General features: G+C 55.4%; 24 protein-coding genes and 1 tRNA gene. 9 read left to right on the forward strand and 16 right to left on the reverse strand.

The features are described from left to right. Window positions 1–48 precede the first annotated feature (48 nt). The 4 genes from ACTG2W_RS21725 to ACTG2W_RS21740 are packed head-to-tail and all read left to right on the forward strand — an operon-like array spanning window position 49 to window position 7,103. The gene (locus tag ACTG2W_RS21725) at window positions 49–1,548 is read left to right on the forward strand and encodes an AAA family ATPase (protein ID WP_106844509.1); all 1,500 of its coding nucleotides are present in this window, start codon (window positions 49–51) and stop codon (window positions 1,546–1,548) included. Next, complete coding sequence (locus tag ACTG2W_RS21730) at window positions 1,539–3,032, forward strand: VWA domain-containing protein (protein ID WP_440016529.1); 1,494 nt, start codon at window positions 1,539–1,541, stop codon at window positions 3,030–3,032. The genes ACTG2W_RS21725 and ACTG2W_RS21730 overlap by 10 nt, the downstream gene beginning before the upstream one ends. Further along, a complete protein-coding gene (locus ACTG2W_RS21735) occupies window positions 3,029–6,307 on the forward strand; it encodes a type I restriction endonuclease subunit R (protein WP_440016530.1) in 3,279 nt (1,092 codons plus the stop codon). Before ACTG2W_RS21730 ends, ACTG2W_RS21735 begins: the two co-directional genes overlap by 4 nt. Window positions 6,308–6,311: 4 nt before the next feature. Then, entirely contained in the window at window positions 6,312–7,103 is a 792-nt protein-coding gene (locus ACTG2W_RS21740; protein WP_042650479.1) for a M48 family metallopeptidase, read from the forward strand. 641 nt (window positions 7,104–7,744) lie between these two features. Here ACTG2W_RS21740 and ACTG2W_RS21745 read toward each other — a convergent pair. The 15 genes from ACTG2W_RS21745 to ACTG2W_RS21815 all read right to left on the reverse strand — a co-directional run bounded on the left by ACTG2W_RS21745 (window position 7,745) and on the right by ACTG2W_RS21815 (window position 20,458). Continuing rightward, window positions 7,745–8,755: an AAA family ATPase gene (locus ACTG2W_RS21745; RefSeq protein ID WP_438375012.1), complete on the reverse strand. Its 1,011-nt coding sequence runs from the start codon at window positions 8,753–8,755 to the stop codon at window positions 7,745–7,747. A 220-nt stretch (window positions 8,756–8,975) separates the two neighbouring features. Then, window positions 8,976–9,233 (reverse strand): hypothetical protein, encoded by a 258-nt coding sequence (locus ACTG2W_RS21750; RefSeq protein ID WP_016351021.1) that lies wholly within the window; start codon window positions 9,231–9,233, stop codon window positions 8,976–8,978. 537 nt (window positions 9,234–9,770) lie between these two features. After that, the gene (locus ACTG2W_RS21755) at window positions 9,771–10,733 is read right to left on the reverse strand and encodes a site-specific integrase (RefSeq protein WP_106844505.1); all 963 of its coding nucleotides are present in this window, start codon (window positions 10,731–10,733) and stop codon (window positions 9,771–9,773) included. A 137-nt stretch (window positions 10,734–10,870) separates the two neighbouring features. Then, window positions 10,871–12,067: a tyrosine-type recombinase/integrase gene (locus tag ACTG2W_RS21760; protein WP_064340047.1), complete on the reverse strand. Its 1,197-nt coding sequence runs from the start codon at window positions 12,065–12,067 to the stop codon at window positions 10,871–10,873. Window positions 12,068–12,778: 711 nt separating this feature from the next. After that, window positions 12,779–14,086 (reverse strand): tyrosine-type recombinase/integrase, encoded by a 1,308-nt coding sequence (locus ACTG2W_RS21765; protein ID WP_223920732.1) that lies wholly within the window; start codon window positions 14,084–14,086, stop codon window positions 12,779–12,781. A gap of 83 nt (window positions 14,087–14,169) precedes the next feature. Continuing rightward, window positions 14,170–14,257, reverse strand: a tRNA-Ser gene (locus tag ACTG2W_RS21770). Window positions 14,258–14,402: 145 nt separating this feature from the next. Further along, the gene (locus ACTG2W_RS21775) at window positions 14,403–15,020 is read right to left on the reverse strand and encodes a TPM domain-containing protein (protein WP_005337196.1); all 618 of its coding nucleotides are present in this window, start codon (window positions 15,018–15,020) and stop codon (window positions 14,403–14,405) included. A 20-nt stretch (window positions 15,021–15,040) separates the two neighbouring features. Then, complete coding sequence (locus ACTG2W_RS21780) at window positions 15,041–15,766, reverse strand: TPM domain-containing protein (RefSeq protein ID WP_005351128.1); 726 nt, start codon at window positions 15,764–15,766, stop codon at window positions 15,041–15,043. Continuing rightward, window positions 15,763–16,353, reverse strand: coding sequence for a LemA family protein (locus ACTG2W_RS21785; RefSeq protein WP_005346564.1), 591 nt, complete (start codon window positions 16,351–16,353; stop codon window positions 15,763–15,765). The genes ACTG2W_RS21780 and ACTG2W_RS21785 overlap by 4 nt, the downstream gene beginning before the upstream one ends. Before the next feature lie 85 nt (window positions 16,354–16,438). Next, complete coding sequence (gene mepA, locus ACTG2W_RS21790; RefSeq protein WP_106844502.1) at window positions 16,439–17,176, reverse strand: penicillin-insensitive murein endopeptidase; 738 nt, start codon at window positions 17,174–17,176, stop codon at window positions 16,439–16,441. Then, on the reverse strand, window positions 17,170–17,361 hold the full coding sequence (locus ACTG2W_RS21795) for a hypothetical protein (protein ID WP_440016531.1): 192 nt from the start codon (window positions 17,359–17,361) through the stop codon (window positions 17,170–17,172). Before ACTG2W_RS21795 ends, mepA begins: the two co-directional genes overlap by 7 nt. Next, window positions 17,358–18,074: an ABC transporter permease subunit gene (locus tag ACTG2W_RS21800; RefSeq protein ID WP_440016532.1), complete on the reverse strand. Its 717-nt coding sequence runs from the start codon at window positions 18,072–18,074 to the stop codon at window positions 17,358–17,360. The genes ACTG2W_RS21795 and ACTG2W_RS21800 overlap by 4 nt, the downstream gene beginning before the upstream one ends. Continuing rightward, window positions 18,074–18,895: a transporter substrate-binding domain-containing protein gene (locus ACTG2W_RS21805; protein WP_106844500.1), complete on the reverse strand. Its 822-nt coding sequence runs from the start codon at window positions 18,893–18,895 to the stop codon at window positions 18,074–18,076. Before ACTG2W_RS21805 ends, ACTG2W_RS21800 begins: the two co-directional genes overlap by 1 nt. A 2-nt stretch (window positions 18,896–18,897) precedes the next feature. After that, window positions 18,898–19,695: an amino acid ABC transporter permease gene (locus ACTG2W_RS21810; protein ID WP_106844499.1), complete on the reverse strand. Its 798-nt coding sequence runs from the start codon at window positions 19,693–19,695 to the stop codon at window positions 18,898–18,900. Further along, window positions 19,688–20,458 carry an amino acid ABC transporter ATP-binding protein gene (locus ACTG2W_RS21815; RefSeq protein ID WP_075115892.1) on the reverse strand — a complete coding sequence of 257 codons (771 nt, stop codon included), beginning with the start codon at window positions 20,456–20,458 and terminating at the stop codon, window positions 19,688–19,690. The genes ACTG2W_RS21810 and ACTG2W_RS21815 overlap by 8 nt, the downstream gene beginning before the upstream one ends. A gap of 106 nt (window positions 20,459–20,564) precedes the next feature. Between ACTG2W_RS21815 and ACTG2W_RS21820 the strand changes: the two genes are divergently transcribed. Next, the gene (locus ACTG2W_RS21820; protein ID WP_106844498.1) at window positions 20,565–21,107 is read left to right on the forward strand and encodes a hypothetical protein; all 543 of its coding nucleotides are present in this window, start codon (window positions 20,565–20,567) and stop codon (window positions 21,105–21,107) included. Between the two features lie 216 nt (window positions 21,108–21,323). After that, entirely contained in the window at window positions 21,324–21,605 is a 282-nt protein-coding gene (locus ACTG2W_RS21825; protein ID WP_005337180.1) for an RNA recognition motif domain-containing protein, read from the forward strand. 71 nt (window positions 21,606–21,676) lie between these two features. On the opposite strand, the gene ACTG2W_RS21830 is transcribed toward ACTG2W_RS21825, so the two are convergent. Next, window positions 21,677–22,576, reverse strand: a complete 900-nt coding sequence (locus ACTG2W_RS21830) for an aldo/keto reductase (protein WP_106844540.1) — start codon at window positions 22,574–22,576, stop codon at window positions 21,677–21,679. 147 nt (window positions 22,577–22,723) lie between these two features. Between ACTG2W_RS21830 and ACTG2W_RS21835 the strand changes: the two genes are divergently transcribed. The 3 genes from ACTG2W_RS21835 (at window position 22,724) to ltaE (ending at window position 25,052) form a co-directional block, all read left to right on the forward strand. Further along, window positions 22,724–23,131 (forward strand): helix-turn-helix domain-containing protein, encoded by a 408-nt coding sequence (locus ACTG2W_RS21835; RefSeq protein WP_005351138.1) that lies wholly within the window; start codon window positions 22,724–22,726, stop codon window positions 23,129–23,131. Window positions 23,132–23,218: 87 nt separating this feature from the next. Continuing rightward, the gene (locus ACTG2W_RS21840; protein ID WP_106844497.1) at window positions 23,219–23,920 is read left to right on the forward strand and encodes a short-chain dehydrogenase; all 702 of its coding nucleotides are present in this window, start codon (window positions 23,219–23,221) and stop codon (window positions 23,918–23,920) included. A gap of 112 nt (window positions 23,921–24,032) precedes the next feature. Further along, the gene (gene ltaE / locus ACTG2W_RS21845) at window positions 24,033–25,052 is read left to right on the forward strand and encodes a low-specificity L-threonine aldolase (protein ID WP_106844496.1); all 1,020 of its coding nucleotides are present in this window, start codon (window positions 24,033–24,035) and stop codon (window positions 25,050–25,052) included. The last annotated feature ends 21 nt before the right edge of the window (window positions 25,053–25,073 follow it).

Here is a 25,073-nt window from a genome sequence, read left to right on the forward strand (position 1 = left end):
GCATCACCATAAAAATTAAATAAGATAAACAGTCAGTTAGGGATAAACATGAAATTACAACAACGGATGGAACGGCTGGTCAACGCGGTATGTGAAGGGATGTTTGAGCGTGAGGAGGTGATCTCGGTGGCGCTGCTGGGTGCCTTGTGCGGTCAGAATACCTTTCTTTACGGCCCACCCGGCACGGCCAAAAGCCTGATCTCCCGTCGCATCGCCTGTGCCTTTGCCAATCCGGCCTACTTCGAGTATCTGATGAACCGGTTCAGTACCCCCGAGGAGGTCTTTGGCCCCATCTCGATCAAGGCTCTTAAAGAAGATCGGTATGTTCGTAAAACCGAGCATTATCTGCCCCAGGCCGATTTTGCATTTCTGGACGAGATATGGAAATCGAGCCCGGCGATCCTCAATACCCTGCTGACACTTATCAATGAGCACACCTTTCGTAACGGCGAACAGATCGAGCAGGCCCCACTGAAAGCCTTGGTGGCTGCGTCGAATGAAACGCCCGATGCCAATCAGGGGCTGGATGCGCTGTATGATCGCTTTATCATCCGCCTGCTGGTCGGGCCCATTGAGCAGTCTGATAATTTTGAACGATTGCTGGCGTGCAAACCGACCGAGGCGGCCATCAGGGTTGATGAGTCGCTTATAGTGAAGGCCGATGAGTGGGCTAAATGGCGAGAGCAACTGCATGAGGTGAGCTTGTCACCGGAAACCCTGACCATTATTCGCCTGATCCGCAGTGAACTTGCCACCAAATATGACAAACTGAAGGTCTATGTTTCCGACCGCCGCTGGCAGCGGGCGATTCAACTGCTCAAGGCTGCCGCCCTCTTTAATGGCCGCAGCGAAACCAATCACAGCGATGCCTTGCTATTGCGGCACTGCTTGTGGACCCATGAAGATAACCGTGTTGCCGTTAACGATATCGTTGAGCAAGCTGTCAAGGATAGCGGTTTTGACAGTGGTATTAATCTCGCGCAGATTGATGCCGAAAAAGAGGCCTTGGATAAAGAAATAAATAGTGAATTATTTCATTTTACGGATGTTTATGATACGGAAGAAATTAATGGAAATGTTTTTTTTGTAGTTGAAAATCCATTTGACAACACTAGGATTAAGTCTTCCATATTTATTCCATCGGAAAACCTTAAAAAAGATCATGAGTTTCATCCGGTAGACCAACATGGTAACGAAATTAGTGGCGTTTACTGTAAATTTGATGGGCAAGGTAGCTGTCGAATATCAAATCGTTACAATATTTATAACTTCAAGCCAGAAGTTCTTTTCCATAAAGGTGACAAGAAACCAAATATTAACAAGCGGCTTATCACCTCATTGGCTGAGTCGGTGGCAAAAACCAGAGAACAGCTTATAGCCACTCTGAATAAGATAGAAAAACAGTGCCAAGGCTATGAGAAAAAATTGGCATCCATTTTCGTTCCTGCACAGCAGAGCGCATTGGCCATTGATGGCATTACCGAGCAGATTGCGCGGCTCAAATTGCGTATCAAAGATTGTGAACGGCTGGAAGCCTTATGCAAATAAGCCAGGTGGAGAGTGCGTCGCTTCTCGCTCAAAAAGAACTCCGCGACAGCTATGGTGAATTGCTGGCTCACTCCAGCTCGCTGACCAGCCAGGTCACGCAGCACATAGAGGAGTGGAAGAGAGATGCTGAGGCCGCGTTGACCAACGAGTGTCCATTCGCCGGGCATGCCCACAAGCTGAACCACTGGCGAAGAGAGAGTGCGCTTGGCGATATATCCAAAGCCTCTTTTCAAGGGGCGGTGAAGGATTATCTCGCGCTCTGTAAAGCCAGCCAGCACCCGGTGGATCCGCCATTTTGGCAAAAGCAGGTTGCCGAAAGTTTCGGTCAGGACGCGGAGCCGCCGAGAGAGGATAAGGTCGTCAGTTGTCAACTGCTGGCTACTGAATGGCAAAAGGTGCTGGATAAAGCCCGCAATAGTTGGGAGCTGGCCAGGATCGAGCAGCTGCGTCGCCAGTTAATGGAACAATTGGAGAGCATGCTCAAGCTGTTGCAGCAGTTGCAACCTTTGCTTAAAGCGTTGGGGCTGGATCCGGGGCGGCTAGTTGATCTTTCCAGTGGTCAGCTCTCTGCCCAAGATCTGGCCCAGTTCCAAAAGTGGGCAAGCTATCTGGCAAACGACAAGGGGCTGCGTGCGTTATGCGACTTGCTCGGCAAGATCCGGCAGATTGAACTCTCCGAAAAGATTGAGCGGGTGAAGGTCAACCACGTTCTGGATCTCTGTCTGCCCGATATCAACTCCCGAGAGGAGATTGTGGGTATTCGGTTGGGACGAGATCCGGAGCATGTATTGCCCAGCGAGAAAGCCCTGTTGGCTGATGACGAGACCGCGTTGCTGTTTGATTTGAAGTTCGTCGAGTCACGACTGATGAGCTTTGATATGGCTGGTATACAGACTCAACATCAGCATGTTGAAAGGGAAGAGGAGAGGCAGGTCAACGAAGAGGAGAAGCGCGGCCCCATGATCCTCTGCGTTGATACCAGTGGCTCGATGAGCGGTGCGCCCGAGACGATCGCCAAAGCGATGACGCTATTTCTGGCAACCAAAGCGAGAGAGGAGCAACGCCCCTGTTACCTGATTAACTTCTCTACGGGTATCAAGACGTTGGAGTTGAGTGGAGAATGGGGCCTTGCGTCGATAATCGACTTTCTGAAAATGTCGTTTCATGGCGGTACTGATGCGACACCAGCCCTTGGCCATGCGTTGAAAACCATGGCCGCAGAGACATACCAAAAGGCTGACCTACTGATGATTTCTGACTTCATCATGGCGGATCTGCCACCGGCGACCCTGGCAAATATCGAGCAACAGCGTGGTAAGGGTAACCGCTTTTACTCTCTGGTGGTCGGCTCTGCCTATATGGTTCAGCGGCTAAAGAGCCTCTTTGATCATGAGTGGGTGTATAACCCGACGACGAGTACCATTCATGAGTTGATCGGCTTTCAGCAAAAAATTGACAACCAGTTTGAGGCATCCCCGCTATGAAGGCCTTGCCGAAATTTCAAGAAGAGTACAGCGCCAAGATCCCGGCCCTGACCCTGTTGACCCAGCTGGGCTGGACGTTTATCTCCCCCGAACAGGCGCTGGTGGCGCGGGATGGCAAGGCCGATCAGGTGGTGCTGCGTCAACAGCTACGCAGCGTACTGGCCGAGCGCACCTTTGTGTTTGCGGGCAAGACCTATCCGCTTTCCCCTAAGTCAGTGGACAATCTGGTGAGCGAGCTGTGCAGCCCGGCCCTGAATGAAGGGTTGCAAGCGGCCAACGAGCGGCTCTATAACCACCTGCTCTATGGCATGTCGGTCACCGAATTTGTCGATGGCAAGAAGGTGAGCCCCACCATCCCCCTGATTGACTGGCACAACCCGCACAACAACCGCTTCACCTTTACCGAAGAGTTTCGGGTCACCCGCGCAGGCGGCATCGAGTCGCGTCGCCCGGATATCGTCTGCTTCGTCAATGGCTTGCCCCTGGTGGTGATCGAGGCCAAGCGCCCGGATGGCAACGCCAAAAAAGGGCCGACCATCAAGGAGGGGATCTCCCAAAGCCTGCGCAACCAGCGCCCCGACGAGATCCCGCTGCTGTTTGCCTACAGCCAGTTACTGCTCTCTATCAATGGCATCGAGGGGCGATATGGCACCTGCGGTACGCCGGAGAAGTTCTGGGCCGCCTGGCGTGAGGAGGACATCGGCGATGGTGCGATGACAGCCATCAAGAATCAGCCGCTCTCATCCGAACAACGCTCTGCCCTGTTTAGCCACCGACCCGCCGCCGATCTGGACTGGTATCAGTCGCTGGTTGCGGCTGGCGAGCTGGCTGTCAGTGATCAGGATCGGTTGCTCATCAGCCTGCTCTCCCCAGACCGGCTGCTGGAGATGACCCGCCTGTTCACCCTGTTTGACAAGAAGGCGGGCAAGATAGTCGCCCGTTACCAGCAGGTGTTTGGCATCAAGCGGTTGATCGAGCGTATCAACCAGAAACGCCCCGATGGCGGGAGAGAAGGTGGGGTGATCTGGCACACCACCGGTTCGGGCAAGTCGTTCACCATGGTGTTCCTCAGCAAGGCGCTGATCCTGCACGACAGTTTGAAACAGTGTCGCCTGCTGGTGGTGACCGACCGGGTGGATCTGGAAAGCCAGCTCAGCAAGACCTTTGCTTCTAGCGGTGAACTCGCGGGCAAGAAGGATAAAGAGGCGGCCATGGCTACCTCGGGCAAGCGGCTGGCCGAGCAGATCGGAAAGGGCAGCGAGCGGATCATCTTCTCGCTTATTCAGAAGTTCAACTCAGCGACCAAGTTGCCGGAGTGCATCAATAAGAGCCCGGATCTCATCGTGTTGATCGATGAGGGCCACCGCAGCCAGGGAGGCGAGAACCATATCCGCATGAAGCAGGCGCTGCCCAATGCCGCCTTTGTCGCCTTTACCGGCACACCGCTGCTCAAGGATGACAAGACCACCAACAAGTTTGGCCCCATCGTCCATGCCTACACCATGCAGCGGGCGGTCGAGGACAAAACGGTGACGCCGCTGCTCTATGAGGAGCGCATCCCCGATCTGGAGGTCAACGAGAGGGCTATCGACAGCTGGTTTGAGCGTATCACCCAGGGGTTAAACGAGCAGCAGCAGGCCGATCTGAAACGCAAATTTGCCCGCAAGGGCGAAATCTACAGCGCAGAGGACCGCATCAAGCTGATTGCGTTCGATATCGCCAGTCACTTTTCTACCAATATCGATGAAGGGCTCAAGGGACAGCTGGCCTGTGACAGCAAGGCATCGGCGGTGCTCTATAAAAAGTACCTCGACGAGGCGGGGCTGTTCGAGTCGGCGGTGGTGATGAGCCCGCCCGACAGCCGGGAAGGCAACACCGAGGTCGATGAATCGACCACACCGCTGGTCACTCAGTGGTGGAAGGAGAATGTCGGCACTCAGGATGAGCAGGTGTATTCCAAAGCGCTTATCGAACGCTTTGCTGATGAGAATGACCCCCTCAAGTTGCTGGTCGTGGTGGACAAGTTGCTGACCGGCTTCGATGAACCAAAGAACACAGTGCTCTATATCGACAAGCCACTCAAAGAGCACAACCTGATCCAGGCGATTGCGCGGGTCAACCGGCTGCACCCGAAGAAGAAATTTGGTCTGCTTATTGACTATCGCGGCATCTTATCCGAGCTGGATACCACCATCGGTAAGTATCAGGATCTCGCTTCCCGTACTCAGGGTGGCTATGACGTTGACGACCTCAAAGGCCTCTACAACCAGATGGGCACCGAGTACAAGCGGCTGCCACAGCTCTATCAGGCCCTGTGGGGCATCTTCGCCGGGGTAAAGAACAAACAGGATATCGAGCAACTGCGTCAAGTGCTGGTGCCCAAGATGGAGGAACTGGACGGCGAACTGGTGGATGTGAACCTCAAGGTGCGAGAAGACTTCTACGAGGCGCTCACGGCATTTGCCAGTTGCCTGAAAGTGGCGTTGCAGTCGGCCTCTTTCTTCGAGGACAGCGCCTTTAGCGAGGAGGATCGCCGTCACTACAAGGAGACGGTGAAACAGCTCTCCAGCCTGCGCCAGCTGGTGCAGCAGGATGCTGGTGAGAAGGTGGACTACGACGAATATGCCGAGCAGGTGAAGAAGCTGCTGGATAAGCATGTGGTTGGTGTAGAGGTCAAAGAGCCGGGTGGCGTCTATGAAGTCGGCAAGATGGGTCAGCAGCAGCCAGAAGAGTGGAACGAGAACAAGACCCGTAACGAGACCGACATCATCAAAACGCGGGTCACCCGCATGATTGAGCAGGAGCTACGAGATGACCCTTACGCCCAGGAAGCCTTTTCCAAGTTGTTGCGTCAGGCCATCGAGGAGGCCGAGAAGCTGTTCGAACACCCGCTCAAGCAGTACATGCTGTTTCGGGAGTTCGAAGAGCAGGTGCAGGAGCGGCGTCTCAGCGATATGCCCGATGCCTTTGCGGGTCATCGTCACGCGCAGGCCTACTTTGGCGTGTTCAAGAAGGTGCTGCCTGAGGTGTTTGCCATTACCGACAGCCAGGTACAGGAGAAGTGGATAAAGTTGGCCTTCGAGATCGATACGGTCGTGGATGCGTCGGTGGCCGAGCACTCCATCAACCCGCAGAACATCGAGGCGGGTATTCGTAAGCAACTGTTGCCACGCATGTTCCAGGAGTGCAAAAACATCGGCAGTGGTATGGAGCAGGCCAAAAAGATCGTCGAGATGGTGGTGCAGATCACCCGAGTCGGCTTGAGCGGAGTCTGATCAGATGAATGTGCCTATTCGGGCCAAGGGCGATGCTCAGGCCCAGGCTCCAGCTCCATCCTTTAGCTTTCGCTATGGCGATGAGCGGATCGCCTTCGAGCGGGTGCAACGGAGACAGGCTAGCGGCAAGGTGCTTATCAAGGTGCATCCCGATTGCCGCGTCGTGGTCTCGGCCCCGCGTGAGGCGGCTGATGATGCGGTTCTCGCAGCGGTCAAGCAGCGCGGACGCTGGATCTACGAACAGTTACGCGACTTTCGCCAGCAGTTGGAGCACGTCACCCCACGCCAGTACATCAGTGGGGAAAGTCACTATTACCTCGGCAAGCAGTACCTGCTCAAGGTGATCGAAGCCCCTGATTCGGTGCAGGGGGTCAAAATGCTGCGTGGCAAGTTGGAGGTGTCGGTCAGGAGTCCAGTCACTGATAGCGCAAAGAGAGCCGAGAAAGTCCAGGCACTGCTTGCTGACTGGTACAAGGCCCGTGCCAGGGAGGTGTTTGCCAGACGCCTCAACGCCATGCTGGATCAAGCCATCTGGGTCACGGGCATACCAGCACTACGCATCCTGACTATGCAGACACAGTGGGGCAGTTGTTCCCCCCATGGCCGGATCACGCTCAACCCACATTTGGTCAAAGCACCCCGCGAGTGTATCGATTACGTGATCCTGCACGAGCTCTGCCATATCGCCGAGCACAACCACAGCGAGCACTTTTACCGGCTGATGGGTCAGGTGATGCCCGGTTGGGAAAAGACCAAAGCGAGGCTGGATGGGATGGCTAATCGCTTGTTGACGTGAGTTATCAGCTCGTCAGTCACCCACAGCCCGGCAGGCCACCCTTGCCGGGCTGAATTTTTTGGTGTGGATGCATTGATTGCTCTTCGCATGGAGCGGTAATCCCCCCGAAAAACTGGGGTGCTTATAAGTACAATTTTCTCGTATCTTGAACGCACCCGCGCCAGTAACTTGGCCGACGGGTCTCTCCTAACGAGTACAGAGTTGACTGTTAATACACTGAGATGAGTTCCTATTGACCGGCCTGCATTGCTAAACTCTGGATCGTATATTCACATAGAACGCAGTTCTATGTGGAATTTATGAAAGTAAAGACGGCTTTCCGATGAGACGCCTTTTTACAAATGGCGATAAGGAGGATAACGCACAGAAAAAGAGGCAGCATGAAGTTCAATTTCAGCTAGTAACATAAAAAAACCATTTTTTGTTTTCATGAAAAAATTCCTTTTGGATTTGAAAACAAACGGGGGGGCTAGACTTTTTAAAATGAATGTTTAATGCTTTCATACCTACTTATTTTCGAGATGTCAACCGATGAGGATAAGAGCAGATTTATCCTCATCGAGCCGGGGGATTGTTAAGGGGGTGCAATATATCACATGCAATACTTATATATATGTAGTTCATTGCACCATTGCATCCAATTAATTGGCGGATGTGGATGAATCTGCTAAATGTGCGATAGCAATGCCATCTGTTAATACATATTCAGTCCGTTCAGATGTCGCCCCCCTTGTCACCCAACCATTATCGACACATTTTTTTATGTAATTTTTTGCCTGCCGTTCTTTTACAGAGAAATACTGGCAAAACCTCTCGGTCAATGTGGTGGCAGAAATCACCGCTTGGCCTCCCAGCGCCTCCAGCAGCCCATCCATCAGCTTGTCGCGCTCCTCCCCGATGGCACTGACTAATGTCAGCCCAATACGATTAAGGAGTATTTCGTCAGGTGTTTCAACCGCCCTCGCACTGAACGTCAGGCTGTAGCGAGCCCCTTGCCCCTCTCGCGTCCCCAGTGAGATGACGCCATCGGCCTCACCATGAATCGAAGAAGCTCCTCGCATGCTCATTACGCCAGCGTTAACCCCACCTGCATTAGGCGAAGCCTTTCTGGCGTGATGAACGATGATGTGTGCAGCGGCGCCGCTGATTTTTCGAATGGCTCGCATCACCTGACCCATTTCGCCATTGTTGTTTTCCTCTGCATTATGCATCCGAGCGAGGACATCCCAGATGATCAAATCCGGTTGAATGTCGTTGACAATATCTATTATTGCCTGTGATGCCATAGGATCTAATACATCAGTCGATTTATAATCGCCGCACCGCAAGAATGTTTTAATGTTTTTTGCATCTCCCAAGTTGGTCTGTTCCGACATGGTGTAGTACCGCTGCCAAAACAATCTGTCATTGACCTCAAAATCCATATACAATACGAGCGCTGGCCTTTTAATTTCCCAATTTAAAAATACACTACCGCTGGCTACAGCCAAGCCCAACTGCGTTGCAAGCATCGATTTACCCGTTTTGGGCGAGCCATTAATAATCCACTGTTCGCCTTTTTCAATCAGATTATCCACCACCCAATTAGGGCGTTGCTGGCTGGAAATTAATCCAGCAGCAGGACTGAAATTATAATGTTTTTCATTATTCATAAACATACCTATATTATTGTGGTGACTTAGTACTATGTTGATATGTCTCATCGTTTACATATATGCATAAGCTAATCATGCGTATATGTATAATTAACTACCCCGTGTTGTTGCAGATACAGTGTTTTTATGTCTGATATTGCGCTATCAGTATGAAGGGCATGGATAATCAGGTATAAAAATGCCACCAACAATGGTGGCATTGGTCGTCTGTCCTCGATCAGCAAATGAGCCCGAGCGCCCGAAGGCGTTGGAGCGCCCGATCCTGTGCATCGTTCGAATAATCGGCTTCCAGAGTGATCCGAGCAAGGCGCTCAACCAGCCGCCTGCCACTTTCATCGAGCCTCACAGACACATCGAGCAATGACACTGTGTATTGAGTGTTACATGCCGATGCCAACGCAGCAGCCAGCACCCTGCTAGATCCGGTGCGCGGGTGTTCTGAAATGATTGCCAAAATTTCGTTTAGAATTTTCATCTATTTCCTCTATGTTGTTAAACAATATGGTGCCTTTTCGGCTGTCATAAATTCTGCTGGTTAGATACTGGTTGTGATGTAAACGCCCTCGATTGATCAGCACCAAGCGATGTTATGGCTGCGTTTTGTGTAATAACAAATAATCATCTAAACATTTTTTATGTCTGGTATTTCGCCATCAATATGGATGACCGTCACCGATATATAGGCATCAAGGTAGTTCCTCCTCGTGCCTCGTCAGACTCCACCTTGACCCCTATATTCGGCTCCTTTGTCATGCCATATTAATCGCTTCATACCCTCCATAAAAATGGGTTCTCCACCCCACTCCGGTCGCTGCGCAACCTACGGGGGTTCCGGTCTCGTAACCTCGACACACCCACATTCTTACGTTCGTAAGAATGTTTTACCCCGCGTTCTTACGCTGTGTTGGCTCTGCGTTCTTATGGTTGCGACGAAGGCGTTCTTACGGTTGCGCCCCAGGGGGGATTTGCCATGCTGTGATAGCAGCAAGGCTGTCCCCCTGTAGCCGCTCCCTTATCGGGATAAGTCGTCATCGGCATCGCGATGCCGATTGATGAATGCCGCCATGCCTCTCGGCGTTGTTGGGGCAGTTGAATCTGCGCTCGGCGAAGGCTCAGCCACTGTTGTGGGTGTAGCTACCTGGCGATGAGTTTTGTTATCCACAGAAAGCTCGGCGTGCGTTGTCCTGATATGGCTCAGGTCAGCATCCGCTGGGCAAGTGGGTAACACGTTACCATTAGCGGATTTACGATTGCCGTATTTGTCCACAGAAGACGTTGCCTGATGACCCATGATGTAGGCAATGCGCTGCCGGTCGAGCCCAGACGCTTTGAGCTCAGAGCCCATCTGATGGCGCCAGCTGTAAAAGGTCGGCAGCGATTTTCGCGCCGGCCAGAGGTTTTTGCCCGCCGCACGCAGCCTGTCCTGCAATGAGCCAATTTTTGCTTTCTTTGCCTCGGTCACCATGAGTTGCAATTTCTCTGGCGACAGCGTGTCAAACTGTAAGACCCTATCTGCACCACGTTTGCCATCATGACTTTTTTTGGCTCCGATAACGGTGAGCCGATTACCCTGCGCAGTTATGGTGGCTAGTTCAGCAGGTCTTATCCCCGCGCGCATAAACAACAATATGGCCGCCAACATAGCGCTGTCATTACGCGCCTTAAAATACTGAATCAGTGCAACGAGATCATCATTATCGACCTTTTTAACTCTTTTTTGTTTTGCCTTAACCGGTATATCTGGCCTACTCAGGGCCTGAATTCGCTCGGCCGCGTCGGGAAAATTCAACAATTGTTGATGATATACCAGTGCACAGCGCAGTTTTCGCCAATAGCCAGGACTGCATTTTGAAGCGCGAGCCAACAATTCATCCGCAATGTTTTTTGCTGTGATATTAAGGCCCTTTTCCTTTAGGATTTCATAATGATTTTTTGCCAGTCTTTCATATTCCTTTTCCGTTGCCTGTGTAGCCATTCGGTCATCTCCCAGAGCGCTTGAATAACGCCTTCTTTAGATAGTGGGCAGGATTTCCCCACCCACGACGTGGATCCCTTTATTAAAGGTGCGATTTAGTTTTAAATTAATGCTGAATGCGTGATGTAGACAGTGATTTACTGCGCCACAGAAATTCGCTGCATTAAAACACTCATCAATCTCTGCATGACAGCAGGAGTTGCCAGTAATGCGTCGACATCGAATTCGCTTTCTGTGTTTTTATCTTCAGTTTTTTGATTACAGCTCGGCACAGTAACTTGAGCCTGCTGACCAGCCATACAGGCATTAAATACCGTGTCAGCCCTACCCCTATAATCAGGGGCGTCCTCCATCAACCACTTGCCATAATGGCGTACCACCATTTCTGTACCGGTGTGCCCCATCTGACGGGCTATCCACTCGATGCTGATCCCCGCCGAGAGCAGTTGGCTTGCATAGGTGTGCCGAAATTGAGATGGCCCCCGATAACGCACCCCAGCAGCCTGACAGAACGGCCTGAAAAACCGCTCACGGAACTCATCAACCGAGGCATAACTGCGCCTTTTGGCGCTGTAGTAAGCCAGCAGGGTGCGTTGTTCACTCATCTGAGTGCGATTGTCCGACCTCGTGACCGTAATCTTCTTAGCCTTACGATGCTCCGCTAGCCTCATCAGGGTCTTGAGAGATCCAACAGCCTGTTCTGACAGCTCTATCGTGCGAATAGATCCCCTGGTTTTGGGCGTTTTGTACTGCCCATCAACCAACGCAAGGTCAACCAATAAGGTCTGCTTGTCGAGATTGACCGCCTCCGCACTGACCGCCATTAACTCACTGATGCGCAGACCCGTAGAGATACCGAGTTGGATGAGTGACACCTCCAGCAAATGGGTGCTTTTCAGGGCGAGAAATGCCTTAATTTCGTATTGATAAAATGGATCAGGTTCGTCCACCTCAAATTTACATTTTTTAATGCCATCCATTGGACTGGTATGAATAACACCATCGCTGACAGCTCGTGCAAAGACTTGTCTCAATATATCCAAATATTGGTTAATGGTATTTCCTTTATATTTTTTGTTGCAAAATTTCACTACGAGTAGTTCAATGTCACTCGCACGATATGACGTCAGCGGTTTATCACCAATCCATTTTATCAACTGTTCTGCTTTACGCTTCGAAATGTCATAGGTTGTCTGCGCATACTGGTATTTTTTGATTTCCAGGTGCTGACGAATGGCTGCCGCCAGTGAATGCTCATCAACAATGACTGAACGCACAGTGTTGTGTTTAGTTTTTTGTTTTTGAACGGTCCTTTTATTGGTTTGTTTGTTCATAATTACCCTCATTACAGTTATAAATACTCCTTCAATTACAAAAACAGCAATAGCAAAACGTGATGCTCACGCATCGATACCGAGAGGGTAATAGTGCACCTAAAAACAGCGATATAAATTACTCTGTGACGCTATAAACAGATAAGTTTCACCTCAAAATCCTGTTAATTTGTCAAATGCCAAGTATACATTAGCGATAGCTGATGTCATTTAATCGATATAATCAAATGTTCCCGTCAGATTTTTACTCAACATTGCATCAAGCAAATACCATGTGTTATTCACTTCACCCGAATTTGGGTAATAAAAACCCGTTCAGCGTATCGAAGATAGCTGTGATATTGGTGGTATTTTTTAAATCTGAAGGGGTGATAACCCTTGTTTGAACGAGATAAACGTGTCGGTGTGTTCTACGCCATATTCATTTCGTTTCGATCCTTCGTGTTTACTGTCGTTGTTATGTCCTTGTTAGCAGCTTTATCAGCATACTACAACGATTGAGGACCACTCGTCAATGAAAATAACCCACAAAGAAAAAGAAATGTCAACATATTTTTATTAGGTTTTTTAAATATTTTCCAATGTGCTTAAAATCATTATAAATCATGAAGATAGGGCCATGCCCGCCCCATTAAACCGCCGAGAAATGCCTCATATTGGTTTTTTCATGGGGGGGAGACAGCCCTGTTACCCAAAAAATATGCGTCATCTTTACGGTGATTTTCCCCCTGACAGCAGGTGGTGGGGTATCAGGTCGGTAGGAAGGGATTGGATTTTCTCATTCAGCAGCCTAATGTTCACACGTTTGCCATAGCGGCCAAACGTCAGGCCGTTTTTACTGTGTCCCGCAAGTTCGGCTACAACATGCTCAGCGACATCCGCCTGCTGTAACTCATCGATGAAGGTATGCCGCAGCCCGTAAAGCGTGGGACGGCCCTGACCTACGATGCCAGCCTCATTGAGGTGGCGTTGGAAGCGACAGGTGATGTTATGCGCCCAGTCGTCGTCTTTGCCTGATGGTTGGTCATCGAACAAAAATACCTTCCCTTGACTGCGACGACTCTCCACATAGTCCAGGAATTGATGTCCGATCAACGCACTGTGCAGTGGCACGGTACGGTACGCATTGACGGTTTTGAGCTGCTGATCCGCCTCTCCCGCATCGACCATCAAACACCAAATCCCCTCAACCTGTTTGATGTTCTGAGTTTTGAGCTGGCAGGCCTCGGAAGGCCGCAACCCTGCGTATAGGCACAGCAGGGGCACCCACCAGTCCTGAATTTTCAACTTTCTGCCTTTCTGGGATTGTTTGCTGCGCAGGCTGGCAAACAGTTGGGCCAGTTGAGGGCGATGCCAGCGCACTCGCTCTTCATCCGCCCGTTTGCTCGGTCTTTTACCTGCCGTCAGCCCATCGAAAGGGTTACGACTGCAATAGTCCAGTGCCACGCACCAACGGAAGAACTGTTTCAGGGCTGCCAGATAATCGGTCTTAGTTTTGAAACTGATGTCGCTCTTGCGCAGCAAGATGTTGCGGTACTCCTGCGCCAAGGTTGGGGTCACCTGATCGGCTTTGACCCCTTTGGCCCAGGTGACGAAGGCGTTGATCCGAAGTTGGAGCTGGCCCACGGATTTATGTTGGATCCCCTCACTCGATTTGGCGTCGAGAAACTGTGTCAACGCCTGGGTAAGGGCAATCCCCTTGGCGGGGCAAGTCGAGGACTCGATGGGGGAAGCAATGGATTGGGAGGGCGTAAGAGATGCAGCAAATCCCGCAGCTTTGAAAGCGTCTAGATCGGCGCGGATCCAGCGATAGAAACTGCGGGGTGTAGTATCGGCAGGGGTAGCCGCGATTAGTGCACGAGTACGAGCTGCCACTGCTAGGTTGCGGTCTACGGCGAGCTGCCTATCTTTGGTGCAAAGGGAAGTACGGATAGCGAAGGGCAAGCCACGGTCACGTAATGACTTAGGCAGCGGGAGACGAGTGTAGTAGGTGCCGGAGGCATTTTTACTCAGATACATGATTGTTCCACCCAGTTGATCCAGGAAAAAAATCACGTAAGTCTAGAAATGAAAAAACCCGTTGAAATTCAACGGGTTATATTTGGCGGTGAGGGAGGGATTCGAACCCTCGATACGTTGCCGTATACACACTTTCCAGGCGTGCTCCTTCAGCCACTCGGACACCTCACCAAATTTTCGTTCGCTGCGCTGTTGCGCTGGAACGGGGCGTAATTTAGGGGAAAGGGCTGTGTGGGTCAACCTCTTTTCCCCTTATTTTTCATAATCTTTTCCGAATGCCTAACGCTTGCGCAGAATGCCTGTTTTTTAAACCGGATCAGGGCTTGTCGAGGATGATCAGGCTGTCCGGCAGCTCGTTTTGATCCCGGGTGGCCGGGAAGGCATCGGTCAGAATGGCGCTAACGCGCTCAACGCACTCCAGAAAACCTTGTTCGATCTCCTTGTTGCGCACTCGCGCCACGAAGTCGTCGATGATCTCCTGCCACTGGCCGTTGTCGATATGCTGGGCGATGCCGTCATCCACCAGTATTTCTACATAGTGCTCGGCGGCCGAGACGAAGATCAGCACCCCGAGCCGGTCGCGGGTGCGGTGCAGCCCCTGCTCGACAAATTGCAGGCGGGCCATCAGGGCCGCCCGGTGCTGGCGAACCTTCTTCGGGATTAGCCGCATCTTGATGGGGGTCCAGTGGAACAGCAGGCTCAGCAGCAGCCAGACTGACCACTGCACCAGCAGGATTTCATACCAGCCTAGCCAGAAGCCGAGCTGGAACACCAGCAGCGGGGTGAGCATCGCCAGCAGCGCCGCCCAGAGGGTGGGAATGTAGCGATAGCCATCGCTGGCCGGGGCCAGCACGGTGACCAGTTCAGCATCAGTCTCTAGCTCCGCTTCGCGCACCTTGGCCTGAAGCGTGTGGAAGAACTGTTTAGAAATCATGATTTGTCTCTTTACTCCTGTTACCAGCCACCGGAGGCTCCGCCGCCGCCAAAACTGCCGCCGCCACCGCTGAATCCGCCGCCAGAGCGACCACCAAAGGAGCCGGCACCCAATCCACCAGCCATGTAGGTCGACCGACGTCGTCCTCCCGGCCCACCGCCGCCACCCCCGCGCAGGTTGTGGAGCACGATCATCGCAATCACCACCAGAATAAACAGCCAGGGGCCGCCACCGTTGTCACTCTTTGGCTGCTCGACCGGCTGATATTCCCCGGCGAGTGCCTTCATGATGCTCTGGCTGCCCGCCATGATCCCGGCCACCATATCGCCGCGCTTGAAGGCGGGCAGGATGCGGCCATGGATGATGTTGGCGGCGATGGCGTCGGGCAGGGCGCCTTCCAGCCCATATCCCACCTCGATCCGCACCTTGCGCTCATCCTGGGCGATCAGCAACAACACGCCATTGTTCTTGCCTTTCTGGCCGATCCCCCAGTGGCGACCGAGCTGGTAGCCGTACTCCTCGATGGTCTCCCCATCGAGGCTGTCGACAGAGACCACCACCAGCTGGATACCGCTGCGCTTTTCAAAGGCGGCTAGCTGTTGGGTCAGTTGATGGGCCTGTTTGCGGGACATCAGACTGGCTTCATCCACCACCCGTCCGCTCAGCGTCGGGAAGTCCGGCGCCGCTTGCAGGGCACTGGCCCAGAGCAGTAGACAGGGAAGAAACCAGCGCAGCATCATCTTCATTGGAAGCTGACCTTGGGCGCCTCATCGGCACCGGGTTTGGCACTGAAACTGGGTTTGGCCTCCAGATCCGAGTAGAGCAGCTTGGACCAGATAACGCCGGGGAAAGTGCGGATCTCGGTATTGAACTGGCGCACCGCCTCGATATAGTCGCGGCGAGCCACCGAGATGCGGTTCTCGGTTCCTTCCAGTTGGGCCTGCAGGGCAAGGAACTGCTGATCCGCTTTCAGCTCGGGGTAGCGCTCTACCACCACCATCAGGCGAGAGAGGGCGCTGGAGAGCTGGTTCTGCGCCGCTTCAAACTCCTTGAGCTGGGCAGGATCGCTCACCTGCACGCTGCCGACCCGGGCACGGGCATCGGTGACCGCCTTTAGGGTCTCCTGCTCATGGCTGGCGTACCCCTTGACGGTGGCGACCAGATTGGGAATGAGATCGGCACGGCGCTGATACTGGTTCTCAACCTGCCCCCAGCTCGCCTTGACCTGCTCGTCCAGGGTCGGAATATTGTTCATGCCGCAGCCGGTCAGGCCGAGCAGCAGGGTCAGGGTCAACAGGCTCTGCGTGGTTCTGCGCCAGAGTGATGTGGCCATCTTGTTGTTCTCCTTTGGTATTTCGAGTCGATAGTGCGCCATGGATGGTGTACGACCAAGAGTGCACCACCATACCAGCTTGGGGTCAGTTGCCACAACGCGCAGGTAGCTCAGGTCGCTTGTTGATGCCGGAGAGCTTGGGCAGCTGGGGCTTGTCTTTTAGCCAGGATGCCAGCTCTTCCCCGCAGCCATTGCCGGGCGGAATGGGAGCCTGGGGTTCACAATCTGGGCTGCCGACCGGGCAGCGCAGCCGCACGTGGAAGTGGCTGAAGTGGCCCACCCAGGGGCGCAGCTTGGCGACCCAGGGTTCGTTACCAGCCTGTTGGCAGACCGCGGATTTGATCACCGGATTGACGAAGATGCGGGCCACTTCGGGTTTGCTGGCCGCAAGCCGCAGCAGGGTGAGCTGCTGGGGGCCAAAGCGACCCGGCAACATCTTGTAGCTGGGTTCGTCGATCAGCGCCCACTCCTTGGGGGCATCCTGCTCCCACTTGCTGATGGGACGGTTGGCCATGCGAAACCAGATATCGGCGTCGAGTCCGGTCTGGTGGCTGCGATGGCCGGAGGTAAAGGGGCCGCCCCGGGCCATCGCCAGATCGGCGATGTAGAGATCCGGCAGCCCGGCCATGCGGGTCTGGTTGGCCAGCGTCTGCAGGTAGTGGATAAGGTCGGGGTGGCCGTAGTAGCGCAGCCGCTTGGTGCGGATCACCTGATAACCCGGCCCTTCAAGGGGCAGGGATACGCCGTTTTTCAGGCAACCGGCGGCATAACCGCCGATGGCTTCTGCCTGCAATACGGTCGCCAGCAACAGGGACGTCAGCATGTGCGTGCTCCTTGTCTTGCTTCGAGTCGGCTCAGCAATACGAACAGACTCAAACATATAGATAAATAGGCTGCGGCCACCAGCAGCCAGATCTCGTAGACCAGTCCGCTGGAGTTGGCCATCTCGGTGCCGACGAAGGTGAGCTCCTGCACCGAGATAAGGGAAACGATGGCGGTATCTTTCACCAGCGCAATGAGCTGGCCGGTGAGGGGGGGAGCATCAGCAGCATGGCCTGCGGCAGGATCACATGGCGCAGCCGCACCCAGGGAGAGAGCCCGAGGCTCTGCGCCGCCTCCCACTGGCCACGGGGGATGGCGGCCAGCCCGGCGCGGACGATCTCGGCGACGAAGGCTGCGCTGATCATGCCAACGCAGAGGGTGCCTGAGATGAGGTTCTCCCAGCGGGCAGATGGGCCAAACAGCGCCTCTTGCCACGGGGAGAGTGATACTGTGCCGAGCCAGCGTGAGAGGCCGCTCGCAGGCAGCAGCTGGTTGGCGATAAAGAAGTAGAAGATGAAGATAAAGACCAGCGGCGGCAGATTGCGGATCAGCTGGATAAACAGGGTCGCGGGCATCACCAGCCAGGGGCGGCGGCTGAAGGCGGCTACCCCCAGCGCAGTGCCGAGCAGCAGCGCCAGCACCATGCCGAGCAGGGCGATGCGCAAGGTGGTGAGCAGACCGCTGAAAAAGTAGGGCAACTCGCCGTAAGGGCCAGGGGTGAACAGCAGATCGAAGGCCTCATGCCAGCGCCACTGATAGGCTACCCCGATGTGCAAGCGGCTGGCCAGCCAGAGGCCAGCCAGCAGCAGGATCAGGGCGATCGCCCCATCCAGCCAGTTGATGTTCCGACATGGCCCACGGACGATGCGCCGGATGGTCTCTTTTAGAGCAATCAGCATCAGGGGTTGGCGACCTGCGCTTCCCACGCCAGCGACTTGAACCAGTAGTCATGGCGCGCCTTGAGCCAGCCATCGGCCTGACGGGCGGCGATCCACTCGTTGAACTGTTCAGCCAGGGCATCATCCCCCTTGCGCAGGGCAAAGCCTTCATCGCCTTGTGCCAACGGCTCGGCAAACGGCATAAAGAGGGCATCGGGGTGGCGCAGCGCCTCTTGCTCGGGTTTCGGGGAAGAGGAGAGGGCGCCGTGGGCGCGGCCGTTCAGCACCTCCTGAAATACCTGTGACTCGTCATCAAACTGGCGCAGGGTGGCCTTGGGGAAGTGTTCTTTTGCCACCTGTACCGGTGAGGCGCCACGACGTACCGCCAGGATCACCCCGCGCTGGTTGAAGTCCGCCACGGTTTTCTTTTCTTTGGCCAGGGTGCTGGAGGCGGCCAGCTGCACCCCCGAATGGGAGTAGGCCTGGGTGAAACGCACGCTCTTTTCCCGCTCGGGGGTGATGGTGAGGCCGCCGATGATGACGTCATACTTTTTCGCCAGCAGGGAGGGGATGATGCCATCCCAGGCGGTAGGCACGAACTCTACCTGCCAGCCGTTATCTGTGGCGAGGCGACGGGCCACGTCAATCTCGAAACCGATCAGGGCCCCCTGCTTGTCGCGCATCGCCCAGGGGGCGAAGGTGGACATGCCGACCCGCAGGGTACCGCTCTGCTCGATCTGCGCCTGGGTGTCGGAAGGGGCAGTTTGTGCCAATGCGGGAGTGAGCAGGCTTGTCAGTAGCAGGGCAGCGCCCGACAGGGCGGTTTTGAACGATAAATTCATGGTTAGCGTCCTTGTTGATCCGGATTCAGGTGACGGGCCAGCGCCCGCGAACAGGCTGACAGCGTCAGGGTTAACAGCAAATAGAGGGCAGCTACGGTAAACCACACCTCAAAGGTCAGAAACGTATCGGCAACCAGAGTACGCCCTTCGTTGGTTAGATCGAAGATGGCGATCACACTCACCAGCGCCGAATGTTTGATAAGGGAGACCAGCTCGTTGGTGAGCGGCGGCAAGGTGATGCGCACCAGCTGGGGCAGGATCACCTTGCGCAGGGTGATGGCCCGTGACAAGCCAAGCGACTGGGCTGCCTCCCACTGTCCTTTGGGAATGGCCTGTACACCTGCACGCAACACCTCGGCGGTGAAGGCGCCCTGATAGAGGGAGAGGCTCAACACGGCGCAGGCAAGGGGGGCCAATCCCAGCATGGGGCCCAGCAAGAAATAGAGAATATAGAGCTGCACTAACTGGGGCGTGGTGCGCACCAGCGCCAGATAGGCGATGGCGAGCCAGGGGCCGAGCCGGGAGGGGAGCAGCCGCAGGCTAACCACGCACACCCCGACCGCCAGAGTGCCCAGCAGACTGAGCAGTGCCACCTGCAAAGTGACCAGCAGGCCGTTTAGCAGGGGGCCAGCATAAAAGTTCCCCTCATCCCACTCGCCGAGAAAGGGCAACACCCGCGGCCACTGCCACTCATAGCCCATCTGGCGAGCGCCGCTATAGAGCGCCCAGCCCAGTAGCGCAGAGAGCATCACAGTGCCTGACAACCAGCCAAGCAGGCGGGGGCGATTGAGCCTAGCCATGATAGCTGAGCACCTGTTCGAGGAAGGCCCGGGTGCGCGGGTGCCGGGGGGCGTTGAACAGCTGGGCGGGCGGGGCAGACTCGATAATCTTCCCTTCATCCATAAAGAGCACCCGATCCGCCACCTGACGGGCAAAGCCCATCTCGTGGGTAACGCAGATCAGGGTCATCCCCTCGTCAGCCAGCTCGCGGATCACATCGAGCACTTCGCGGATCATCTCGGGGTCGAGGGCGGAGGTGGGCTCGTCAAACAGCATCAGTTCGGGTTGCATGCAGAGGGAGCGGGCGATGGCGACCCGCTGCTGCTGGCCGCCGGAGAGCTGGTGTGGGTACTTGTCGGCCTGTGCCTGAATGCGCACCCGCTCGAGCAGCCCGAGCGCCCGGGCTTTGGCCTCCTGGGGGCGCAACCCCAGGGTATGCACCGGCGCCACCATCAGGTTTTCCAGCACCGTCATATGGGGGAAGAGGTTGAACTGCTGAAACACCATGCCAACCCGACCTTGCAGGCGGCGCAGGTAGGAAGGGGTCACCGGCTCGCCAAACAGGAACAGCTGGCCGTCGTCGATCCCCTCCAGCCCGTTGATGGTGCGGATCAGGGTCGATTTTCCCGAGCCTGACGGGCCACAGATAACCCACTTCTCTCCACGTTCAATGGTGAGATCGATGTGATGAAGAGCCTGAAAATCGCCATAGAATTTGTCAACGCCACAAAAGCGCACACAGGGTTGCGAGCTGGTCAAGAAGCGGGTTCCACTGAGAATCATTTACGCCATGGTATTGATTTTATAGGGGGATGACAAAGAAAACCCCCTTGTCAGCACCCTGATGGCTATTCACAATGGCGCCATTTCGTGATGACAGGAGCTTTTCATGCGTATTACATCCTTGCTTGCTGGTTCCCAGGTGCAGCTGTTGATGCCGCCAGCGGTTCGCTATCGCTGCGTCATTTTTCTGCTGTTGCTGGTGAGTTGGGGCGTGGTGGCGGCCTCCTTGTGGGATGGTTGGGGCGCCATGGCGCTGCTCAACTGGGTGGGCGTGGTCTTTGGTGGCATCACCGGGATCATGGTGTCGCTTCCCCGCAGCTGGCAGCCCTGGCGCCTGGCGGAGCTGGGGTGGGATGAACAGCATATCTATTTGCTCAATGGCAACAAGGATGAAGCGCTGGCACTGCCCCGCAGTCAGTTGGTGGCGCTCGAACGAGAGAGGCGAGTGGGTCACGACGGCCAGTGGCTCGACTTCAGCCTCGATCTGCAACTGAGTGAAGAGGAGCTGGCGGCGGCCATGGCCTTGCTGGATCTCAAGGCGGGGGAGCTGCATCTGGTGAGCCCGTCTGTCTATCGCTTCGGCTTTAAACGGGCCTGGCACGGTCGCCGGATGCTGACGCAACGGTTGTCAGATCTGCAATCGGCCTGAGTCGACTATTTTCTCGACAATTCCCGGCAAAGCTCAGATACTGCCAGTGACTCGAATTGATCTTGTCTGCACTGTTAACCCAAGAGATCAATCACTTGACGACAGTGTGGAGAAGGCCACGGCATGAAGCCATGGCAGGTCCGGCATAGGGGTTGTGCCCTTACCGTTATGCTGGGAATTGCATAGAGAAGGCACCTTGAATCGAGAGTGGATGGCATGAAGATTTACGTAGGAAATCTGTCGTACCGGATGACGGCCGACGAACTGAAAACCCTGTTCAGCCAGTTTGGACAGGTCGACAAGGTTGATATCATCATCGACCGCGATACCGGCCAGTCAAAGGGGTTTGGTTTTATTGAAATGCCGGTCAATGGTGATGCCGAAAAGGCCATCGCTGGTCTGCATGGCACAGAAGTCGGTGGCCGTACCATCACCGTCAACCAGGCCAAACCGAAGACAGATGCTCCCCGTGGTCGCCCGCAACAGCGCCACCGCTAAGGTACCTCGGCAATAAAAAAACGGCATGGGTTTCCCCCATGCCGTTTTTGTTTCTGGACGTTTTGCTGTGATCAGGGGACGTCGTAACCGAGCGCCGCCTTGCGGATGCGGAACCACTGCTGGCGATTGAGGACGATGGATTCGGTGGCCACGGCGGCAGCAATCCGCTCTCGTTTGCCGGAGCCAATCAATGGCAGCGGCTGGCTTGGCAGCATCATTACCCAGGCGTAGACCACCTGCTCGATAGTCTGGGCGCCCACTTCCTGACGGACCTGCTCCAGTTCGGCACGCAGCGGGGCATAGGCGTCATCGCTGAACAGTCGGCCGCCGCCGAGACATGACCAGGCCATCGGCTTGATGCCAAGCTGCTGGCACTGATCCAGGGTACCATCGAGGGTCCCTTCCTGATGAAGCGGCGAGATCTCCAGCTGGTTGGTGACCAGCGGGAAGGGGAGGCGCGATTGCAGCAGCTCGAACTGCCGGGCGGTGAAGTTGGATACCCCGGCGTGCTTGATCTTGCCCGCCTGTTTCAGGGTGATAAAGGCGTCGGCCACTTCATCTGCGTTCATCAGGGGATCTGGGCGGTGGATCAGCAGCAGGTCCAGATGGTCGGTGCCGAGCTTACGCAGCGAGGCTTCGGCGCTGGCGATGATATGGTCCTTGCCGGTGTTGTAGTGGTTGAGAGCATGCTCCGGCTTGGCGGTGAGGGCGATACCGCACTTGGTGACGATCTCTATCCGGCTGCGCAGGGAAGGCTCGAGGCGCAGGGCGTGACCAAAGGCCTCTTCGCACTGGTAGCCACCATAGATATCGGCGTGATCGATGGTGGTGACCCCCAGATCCAGATGATATTTCATCAGATCGAGCAGAGCGGCCGGAGAGAGCTGCCACTCCATCAGGCGCCAGTAACCCATGATGAGGCGAGAGAAGGTGGGGCCTTGCGGATGCAGGGCGACACGGGATACAGACATGGTTGACTCCTTGAAAAACACGATGCCAAAACGATGTGCAACATAGATGACTGCGGGCATCTTGGCCTCATGTGGCTGGCAAAGCAATAATGGGCAATGGCATGATTCGAACTTTGGTTCTGATCGCAGAGTAGGAGAGAGAGTTGGATGGAAGGATTTGCCGAGCGCTTGCAGAGCCTGATCGGGGAGATGAGCGTGAGCGCGTTTGCCCGCAAGGTTGGGCTCAGTGAAGCGCTGATCCGCAAATATTTGAAGGGAGCCGAGCCTGGCCTGGCGCGGGCCAACCAGATCGCCATGGGGGCCAACTGCTCGCTGGAGTGGCTGGCAACCGGCTGCGGTTATCTTTACCGTCAGGCGGAAGTGGTAGACAGGGAGGCGCTGGCAGCGGCGCAGCTACTGCTGGGCGAGCAGCAACCCGGGGTGGGGCTGCCCGATGAGGAGGCACTGGTCACCCTGCTCGCCTATTACCAGTTTTTGCGCACCCACAAGAAAGCGGACGGTTTTCTCGACTTGGCGCTGGCGCGGGAGTTTGGTCGCCATCTGGGGGAAGCGTGATGAGGGGCATATTACCCTTTGGTCGTGTCACGGCCGGTTGATTATTCTGATACGCTCTAAGCAAGATAAGTCTCCATGGAATGGGCGATGAGCTACTTGATCCTCGGAAGTGGTGCGCTGGGCTCGGCGCTGGCAAGAGAGCTGATGGCAAGGGGGGAGTCCTTCCTTCTTGCCGGGCGCACCTATCCAAAAGGGATCGAGATGGGGGCTTTCTTCCCGCTGCAAGAGGTGGACGCCATCTCGTTCGACGCCCTGTTTACCCTCTACGACACCGATCCGCTTCCCACTGTGGTGATCAACACCATCGGCCTGTTGCACGATGTCAGCTTTATGCCAGAGCGGCGGGTCGAAGAGGTGCACCCCAAGTGGCTGTGCGACAGCCTGCTGGCCAATGCCTGGCCAACGCTGGCGCTGGCTGCCCGTTTCAGTCGGTTGATGGGCAATGACCATCCGCTGTGGCTCTGTGCCATCTCTGATCTGGCGGGCTCCATCACCGCCAATCTGGAGGGGGGACGTTACAGCTACCGGATGAGCAAGGCGGCCCTCGACATGGGGGTGAAAACCCTGGCCCTTGAGTGGACGCAGCGTTTCCCGCAAGCAGGGGTGGTGGCCGTTGCGCCCGGCTTGATGGACTCCCCGATGAATACCCCCTTTCTGAGCGAGTTGCCTGCGGAGCAATTGCAGGAGCCTGCCGAGGTGGCGGTGAAGCTGCTCAATCTCATCGAGGGGTTATCGTTGACCCAATCGGGTCAGCTGCTGGATCTCAAAGGTCAGCCGCTGCCTTGGTAAATCCCGCCTGCGGGTTCTATGGACGTCTATTGGCTTCACATTCTGCTCATGCGCCCCTTGCCAAGCGAGGGGCGCATGGCTAACGTCACTCTCCTGTTTCAGGAGGGATCTCATGCGCTATATCGATTTACGAAGTGACACCGTCACCCAGCCTACTGACGCCATGCGTCAAGCCATGCTCCACGCCGCAGTCGGTGACGATGTCTATGGTGAAGATCCGGGCGTCAACGCGCTGGAGGCCTTTGGGGCAAGATTGCTGGGCAAACAGGCGGCGCTGTTTGTGCCGTCCGGCACCATGTCCAATCTGTTGGCGGTGATGAGCCACTGTCAGCGCGGTGAGGGGGCTATCCTCGGCAACGCCGCTCACATCTATCGCTATGAAGCGCAGGGGAGTGCCGTGCTGGGCTCCGTAGCCCTGCAACCCTTGCCGATGCAGCGCGATGGCACGCTGGCATTCGATGATATCAAGGCTGCGCTGGCCCCTGATGATGCCCACTTCGTCCAGACTCGCCTGATCTGCCTTGAGAACACCCACAACGGCAAGGTGCTGCCGCTCTCCTATCTGCAGGAGATGGGGGCATTCGTTGCCGATCGCGGCTTGAAGCTTCATCTCGATGGCGCCCGGCTCTTTAACGCCGCCGTGGCCAGCGAGACCCCGGTCGGGGTGATCGCTGCACCGTTTGACAGCATCTCGATTTGTCTCTCCAAGGGGTTGGGCGCACCGGTGGGCTCGCTGCTGGTGGGCAGCCACGATTTCATCGCCCGTGCGCGCCGCCTACGCAAGATGCTGGGGGGTGGCATGCGTCAGGCGGGGATTCTGGCGCAAGCCGGTCTGTTTGCCCTCGAGCAGCATGTGACCCGTCTGGCCGATGATCACCGCCGTGCCAAACGGCTGGCCGAAGGGTTGGCTGCACTCCCGGGCATCGAGCTCGACCTCTCGCTGGTGCAGAGCAACATGGTGTTCCTGCGGCTGCGGGAGGGGGAATCGGCCCCTCTGCTCGCTTTTATGAAGGAGCGGGGGATCCTCTTCTCCGGTTACGGCGAGCTGCGGCTGGTGACCCATCTGCAAATCAACGATGACGATATTGAAGAGGTGATCGACGCCTTCACCGAGTATCTCGGGGCGCGTTGAGACGGCTGGTGAGGTAGAGGT

Origin of the sequence: Aeromonas sp. 96A (genome assembly GCF_051919165.1) — a bacterium.
Taxonomy (GTDB): Bacteria; Pseudomonadota; Gammaproteobacteria; order Enterobacterales; family Aeromonadaceae; genus Aeromonas; species Aeromonas veronii.